The 1,144-nt window shown below is 52.1% G+C and carries 2 protein-coding genes; both read right to left on the bottom strand.

Translation table 11 applies throughout. The features are described 5' to 3' along the window. Positions 1-767 (bottom strand): IS3 family transposase (locus ACEE23_RS11400; RefSeq protein ID WP_448873622.1); only part of this gene is annotated, 767 nt, incomplete at its 3' end. Further along, positions 767-1,084, bottom strand: coding sequence for a transposase (locus ACEE23_RS11395; protein WP_368526404.1), 318 nt, complete (start codon positions 1,082-1,084; stop codon positions 767-769). The genes ACEE23_RS11395 and ACEE23_RS11400, both read right to left, overlap by 1 nt. Between the last annotated feature and the right edge of the window lie 60 nt (positions 1,085-1,144).

Genomic DNA, 1,144 nt, shown 5'->3' with positions numbered 1-1,144 from the left:
TTCCGAGCGTCGTCACGGGTTCGCCATTTCTTCCGATCGTAAAATTCGGTCTTCAATGTCGACCAGAACGACTCGGCCATCGCATTGTCAAAGCAGACACCGGTACGGCCGACCGATTGTGCAATCCCTAGTTCTTGACAGACCTGCCACAGTTGTTCGCTGGTGAACTGGCTACCACGATCGGCGTGGAAGACCACGCCGTTGGGTATTTCACCACGCAGAGTGTAAGCCATGCGCAGTGCACGTTCAACCAGGTAAGAATCCTGCACACTATCCATGGACCAGCCTAGGACTCGGCGGGAGTGTCCATCGCGGATAACGCATAGGTACAGCCAGCCCTCATTCGTGCGTAGATAGGTAATATCTGACATCCACACTCGATTAAGCTGCCCTTGATCAAATAGGCGTTTCACCAGGTCTGGAAGCGTGGACTTCCGCTTGGATTGAATCGTCGTTACGGGAACAAACGCCCTAGGTGAGATGCCCTCAATACCCATCATCCGCATGCGTTTGGCCACGGTTTTACGATTCACATAGACCCCAACCTCGGCGAGTTCTGCAGTAATCCGTGGGGCACCGTAGACTTCGTCAGAATCTTCCCAGATGTCATGAATTTGCCTGTCTAACTGGTCGAGGAATCTCTGACGCTGATTTTCACCACGAAGCCGTACTGCTTGAGCCTTTTGCCATTTATAGTAGCCAGAACGGGAAACCTCTAATAACCTGCTCATTCTTTTTATACTGTAGTTCGCCTTCTCCTGCTGTATTAGCTCAAATTTTTCCGATCGCGTTGCTTCGCAGCGAAGAAGGCGGTGGCTTTTGACAAGAACTCATTATCCATCTTGGCCTCAGCTAACTCACGACGCAGGCGAGCATTTTCGGCTCGTATATCAGCATCACTGCGGCCGTCTACCGAGCCTTGGCGTTCCCGCTCGAGTTTGACCCACCTGCCTAAAATTGTCGCTGATACGCTAATTTCCTTAGCCACATGAGCGATTGGGCGCCCAGACTCGATGACCAGTCTGGCGGCCTCCTGCCGGTACTCCGGGGTGTACTTCTTCCTTGACGAATTCACAATGAACATCCTCTCCTACGGACACAAGATCCGTACTAATAGGGTGTCCACTACTCGAGGGTAACCTCA

The organism is Corynebacterium sp. 32222D000AT (assembly GCF_053546955.1).
This window is presented reverse-complemented; position numbering and strand designations above follow the sequence as displayed.

Coding starts and splice junctions, on each gene's coding strand:
- ACEE23_RS11395 (WP_368526404.1), bottom strand. CDS start 1,084: ATGTTCATTGTGAATTCGTCAAGGAAGAAGTACACCCCGGAGTACCGG.